Genomic DNA, 5289 nt, shown 5'->3' on the forward strand with positions numbered 1-5289 from the left:
CGCGGTGGCGATCCATTACCGCCAGGCGCCGGATCTCGGGCCCGACGTCATCGCCTTCGCCCGCGACCTCGTGGCCGGCGCGCCGGGCTGGCACGCTTTGGCCGGCAAGATGGTGGTCGAGCTCAAGCCCGACGGCGTCGACAAGGGCGCCGCGGTCGAGCGGTTCTTGGCCCTGCCGCCCTTCGCCGGCCGCCGGCCGCTGGCGGCGGGGGACGATGTCACCGACGAGGATTCCTTCGCCGCGGCGCTGCGCCATGACGGCATCGCGCTGCAGGTCGGCGACAGGGAACCGACCGTGGCGAGCCGGCGTTTGCCTGATCCCGCGGCCATGCGCGAATGGATCGCGCATCTGGCCGCCGCCCGCTGACGAAAAGGGAACCCGATGGGCCGCCTGATCGTGGTCTCGAACCGCATCGCCCCGGTGGAGGAGGGCAAGGCGCCGCAGGGCGGCCTCGCCGTCGCCGTGCTGGCGGCGCTGAAGGAGACCGGGGGCATCTGGCTGGGCTGGAGCGGGCGGCTGGCGGAGGATGCGTCGCCGCAGCCGAAGCTGAAACGCGCCGGGCCGCTGACCTACGCGATGCTGGACCTGACACCGAGGGATTTCGACCTCTACTACAACGGCCACGCCAACTCGACGCTGTGGCCGGTGTTTCATTACCGCACCCAGCTGGTGCACTACACCCGCGCGGCGGAGGACGGCTACCGCCGGGTCAACGCCCTGTTCGCCGACGCCCTGCTGCCGCTGCTGCAGCCAGGCGACCGGATCTGGGTGCACGACTACCAGCTGATCCCGCTGGGCCGGGCGCTGCGCGACCGCGGGGTGAAGGCGCCGATCGGCTTCTTCCTGCACACGCCCTTCCCGACGCCGGAGGTGCTGCGCACCCTGCCGACCCATCGCGACCTGCTGCGCGACCTCGCCGCCTATGACGTGGTCGGGCTGCACACCACGCGCGACCGCGACGCGCTGCTCTCCGCCTGGCACAAGACCTGGCGCGAGACCACCGACGGCCGGGTCGAGGTCGACGGCCGCCGCATCGCGGTCGAGGCCTTCCCGATCTCGATCGAGACCGAGGAGATCGCGGCCGACGCCCCCGCCGCCTGGAACATGCGGGCGGCGCACCGGCTGCGCGACAGCCTGGTCGGGCGCGACCTGATCATCGGCGTCGACCGGTTGGACTACTCCAAGGGCCTGCCGCGCCGCTTCGAGGCGTTCCGTACCCTGCTGGAGCGCTGGCCCGACCGGCGCGGCCGGGTGTCGTTCATGCAGATCGCGCCGCCGACCCGCAGCGACGTCGCCGAGTATCAGGAGATCCGACACCAGTTGGAAAGCCTGGCCGGGGCGGTCAATGGCGAGTTCGCCGATATCGACTGGGTGCCGCTGCGCTACCTGAACAAGAGCGTGCCGCGCAAGACGCTGCTGGGTTTCTACCGCTCGGCCAAGGTCGGTCTGGTGACGCCGATGCGCGACGGCATGAACCTGGTCGCCAAGGAGTATGTCGCGGCCCAGGACCCGGAGAAGCCGGGCGTGCTGGTGCTGTCGGAATTTGCCGGCGCGGCGGAGGAGCTGGAGGCGGCCCTGATCGTCAACCCGTTCGACGTCGAAGGCGTGGCCGAGGCGCTGGAGCGCGCCCTGACCATGCCGCTGGAGGAGCGGCGCGAGCGCCACGCCGCGCTGATGAAGGTGCTGCGCGGCAACGACATCGGCCATTGGCGGCGGCGCTTCATGGCGGCGCTGGAGGGGGCGGCCTGAGCGGCGGGGTGCTTACACCGACGGCCTCTTCCATTCTCCCCCTCCCCCCGCGGGAGGGGGTAGGGGGAGGGGGCTGTCGATGAAGGGATGTGGCGTGGGTGTTTCAGGACGGCGGCCGGGTTCGACAATCATTCGACATCCCGTCCTGACGGCGCCAACCCCTCCCCCTGCCCCCTCCCGCAAGGGGAGGGGGAGAGTGAAAAATATGCGAGCCAGTGGTAGTCGCTGACTACAGATACCGCTTCCGGATCGAGGTCTTCAGCGTGTCCAGCAGCACCGCCGCCAGCACCAGCGTGCCCTGGATCACCTGGGTGTAGTGCGGCGGCATGCCCATGACGTTGATCGCGGTGCGGATCGCGCTCAGCAGCAGCACGCCGGCGAAGACGCCGGACAGGCGGCCGGCGCCGCCCTTCAGGCTGACGCCGCCGATCACCACCGCGGCGAAAGTCTCGAACAGCATGCCGATGCCGAGATTGGCGGTGGCCCCGGCGGTGCGGGCGGCCAGCAGCCAGCCGGCGAAGGCGGCGAGGCCGCCGGACAGCATGAAGGCGATCGTCACCAGCCGGTCGACCTTGATCCCGGCCCGGAACGGCGCCTGCGGGTTGCCGCCGATCATGGTGAGGTGCCGGCCGAAGGGCGTCCGGGTCAGGATGAAGCCGAACACCACGAACACCGCGATCAGGATCCAGGCCAGAACCGGGATGCCCAGGATGGCGCCGGTGGCGACGGCGCGCAACTCGGCCGGCAGGCCGTAGACCGACCGGCCGCCGGAGGACGCGACGACCGCCCCGCGCAGCGCGATATAGGCGGCCAGGGTGACGATGAAGGCGTTGATCTTGAACCGCACCACCAGCGCGGCGTTGACCAGGCCGACGACGCAGCCGACCAGGACCGCGCCGACCAGCGTCACCGGCAGCACCAGCCAGGGCGGGTCCAGCGTCCAGCCCAGCCCGGCGCCGTTGGTGCCGAAGAACAGCGCCGTGGCCATCGCCGACATCGCCAGCACCGATTCGATCGACAGGTCCATCTGCCCGGCGATGATCACCAGCGACAGGCCGACCGCCAGGATGCCGACGAAGGCCGACTGCTCCAGGATGTTCAGGAAGATGCCGGTCTGGAAGAAGTCCGGGATCGCCAGCGAGAACACCGCCAGCACGATCGCCAGGATCAGCCAGACGATGTGGTCGAGCACCGGCTCGATCCAGGCGCGGCCGCGCCGGGCGGCGGTCGGGGAGGCGGGCACGCTGCGGTCCATCATCGGTCCTGTCTCTTTCCAGTCCCCCCTCCCCTTGCGGGAGGGGGCAGGGGGAGGGGTCTGCGCGCGTCCGCGCGCGAATGGGTGGCCCCGACGGTCGCGGGCTGGATCGGCCGAGAGAACCCCCTCCCCTAGCCCCCTCCCGCGAGGGGAGGGGGGACTCGTCTCTTCTCGGCCGATCCTCCGCGTCACTTCACCGGCTGCACCGGCGTGGTCGGCGCCTTCAGGTTGCCCCAGAAGCGCGGGTCGTCGACATTGTCCTTGGTGATCGCGGCGCCCGGGATCTTCAGGTTCGGGCCCCATTTTTCGTCGGTCAGCTCGGCCTTCAGCCCCAGCACGTCATAGGTGCCGGGCTTCAGCGCCTCCTTCGCCACGATCTTGTCGACGAACATCGCCAGCCCGTAGGCCTGGGCATAGAGCGGCTGCTCCACCTCCACCTGCTCCCAGCCCTTGCGAATCAGGTCCAGCCCGACCGGGGCGCCGTTCGAGCTGACCAGCATGACGTCGCCCGGCTTCTTGCCCTTGGCCTCCAGGATGCCGGCCACCGGCACCGCCAGATGCGCGGCATGGACGAAGATCAGGTCGATGTCCGGGTTGGTCAGCAGCTGGTCCGAGGCGATGTTGCCGGCATTCGTCGCCTCCCACTGCAGCGCCGCCTGGGTGATGATCTTGACGTCCGGGAAGGCCTTCATCTTGGCCTCGAAGCCCTTCTGGATGTCCAGCGTGTAGCTGTCGCCCGGATCGCCCAGGATCTGCAGCACCTTGCCCTTGACCGAGCCGTGGCGGGCCTTCAGCAGGCCCTGGATCTGGTCGGCCGCGATCTCGCCGATCTGCACCGTGCCGGCGACCGAGGTCAGGTCGACCGGGGTCGAGGTGATCTGCCGGTCGAACACCAGCACCGGGATGCCGGCGTCGCGCGCCTTCTGGATGCCGGGCACGACCGAATCGAAGTCGACCGCGGCCAGCACGATCGCCTTCGGCTTCAGCTTGATCACGTCGTCGAACTGGTTCAGCTGCAGGTCGGTGCGGTTCTGGGCGTCCAGCGACACCGTCTCGTAGCCGACCTGCTTCATCGCATTGGTGATCACGGTCACCGATTCCGTCTGGAACTCGTCCAGCAGGGTCGGCACCAGATAGTAGACCTTGCCCTTGTCCTGGGCGACGGCGCCGCCGGCCGTCAGCGCCATCAGGGCGATCGCCGCCGCCCCGAATGTCCGTCTTGCGATCCGCATGATCTTGCCTCCTCTGTTTTTGGGTTCAGGCGACGCGTTGGCTCACATCGCCGGTGATCATCCGCACCACCTCCTCGGGGCTGCTCCCGGCCGTCGCCACGTCACCGGTGATCCGGCCGTGGCGCAGCACGACGATGCGGTCGGCCACCTGGAAGGCATGCGTCATGTTGTGGGTGATCAGGATCACGGCGACGCCCTGGTCCCGCACCCGCGCGATCATCTCCAGCCCCCGCCGCGTCTGCTCGACGCCGAGCGCGGCGAAGGGCTCGTCCAGCATCACCATCTTGCCGCCCCAATGGACGAAGCGGCTCAGCTCGATCGCCTGGCGCTGGCCGCCGGACAGGTGCTCGGCATGGGTGCGGACCGAGGGGATGCGGGTGCCGGCGGCCTGCAGGGCGCGCTCGGTGATCGCCTGCATCTCGCGCTCGCGCAGCACCGGGATGCCCAGGATCCTGCGGGTCAGCTCGCGGCCCATGAAGAAGTTGGCGACGACATCGACATTCATGCACAGCGACAGGTCCTGATAGACCGTCTCGATGCCGCGCGCCTTGGCGTCGGCCGGGCTGGCGAAATGGCACTCCTCGCCCTCGAAGATCACCCGGCCGGCGGTCGGCTGCAGCCCGCCGGAGATGATCTTGATCAGGGTCGACTTGCCGGCGCCGTTGTCGCCCAGGAGGGCCAGCACCTCGCCGGCGCGCACGCTGAAGCTGGCATCGGTCAGCGCCGTGACTGCGCCGAAGCGCATCTGGATGTGCTCCAGCCGCAGCAGCTCCCGGCCGTCCGTCGCGGTTCGGACCGTCGTTGCTCGGGCCGTGTCGGTCATGCGCGTGCCTCCATGGCGGTGGCGATCGGGGGATGGGCCGGCGGCCCCGGCTCCGGCTCGGCGAAGAGCAGGCCGGATTGCGGCGACAGCAGGCCGGAGATGGCCAGCACGGCCGCCCCGACCAGCGCGTTGTCGGCGCCGATCGCCGACAGGGCCAGGCGCGGCATGGTCCTGTCGGCGCGGCGGCTGACCGACGGCGGCAGCGGCTCCAGCCGCTCGGCCAGGCGGC

The 5289-nt window shown here is 70.1% G+C and carries 6 protein-coding genes; 2 read left to right on the forward strand and 4 right to left on the reverse strand.

Translation table 11 applies throughout. The annotated features are described in order from the left end of the window. Nucleotides 1-367: trehalose-phosphatase (locus tag P409_RS25780; RefSeq protein WP_034845185.1), on the forward strand; the 367-nt coding region annotated here is incomplete at its 5' end. 15 nt (nucleotides 368-382) lie between these two features. Further along, a complete protein-coding gene (gene otsA, locus P409_RS25785) occupies nucleotides 383-1750 on the forward strand; it encodes an alpha,alpha-trehalose-phosphate synthase (UDP-forming) (RefSeq protein WP_034845187.1) in 1368 nt (455 codons plus the stop codon). A 229-nt stretch (nucleotides 1751-1979) separates the two neighbouring features. Here otsA and P409_RS25790 read toward each other — a convergent pair whose 3' ends face one another. The 4 genes from P409_RS25790 to P409_RS39240 all read right to left on the reverse strand — a co-directional run. Further along, nucleotides 1980-3008, reverse strand: a complete 1029-nt coding sequence (locus P409_RS25790; RefSeq protein WP_052121393.1) for an ABC transporter permease — start codon at nucleotides 3006-3008, stop codon at nucleotides 1980-1982. A gap of 185 nt (nucleotides 3009-3193) precedes the next feature. Beyond that, complete coding sequence (locus tag P409_RS25795) at nucleotides 3194-4237, reverse strand: sugar ABC transporter substrate-binding protein (RefSeq protein ID WP_034845188.1); 1044 nt, start codon at nucleotides 4235-4237, stop codon at nucleotides 3194-3196. A gap of 25 nt (nucleotides 4238-4262) precedes the next feature. Further along, a complete protein-coding gene (locus P409_RS25800; RefSeq protein WP_034845190.1) occupies nucleotides 4263-5060 on the reverse strand; it encodes an ATP-binding cassette domain-containing protein in 798 nt (265 codons plus the stop codon). Further along, nucleotides 5057-5289, reverse strand: a 233-nt coding sequence (locus P409_RS39240; RefSeq protein WP_034845192.1) for a hypothetical protein, incomplete at its 5' end; no start/stop codon positions are given. The genes P409_RS25800 and P409_RS39240, both read right to left, overlap by 4 nt.

It is taken from the genome of Inquilinus limosus MP06, from assembly GCF_000767795.1.
Taxonomy (GTDB): Bacteria; Pseudomonadota; Alphaproteobacteria; order DSM-16000; family Inquilinaceae; genus Inquilinus; species Inquilinus limosus_E.

Bases quoted from the DNA above. Each gene is read 5' to 3' on its own strand.
- otsA (WP_034845187.1), top strand. From the start codon at position 383: ATGGGCCGCCTGATCGTGGTCTCGAACCGCATCGCCCCGGTGGAGGAG.
- P409_RS25800 (WP_034845190.1), bottom strand. From the start codon at position 5,060: ATGACCGACACGGCCCGAGCAACGACGGTCCGAACCGCGACGGACGGC.
- P409_RS25795 (WP_034845188.1), bottom strand. From the start codon at position 4,237: ATGCGGATCGCAAGACGGACATTCGGGGCGGCGGCGATCGCCCTGATG.
- P409_RS25790 (WP_052121393.1), bottom strand. From the start codon at position 3,008: ATGATGGACCGCAGCGTGCCCGCCTCCCCGACCGCCGCCCGGCGCGGC.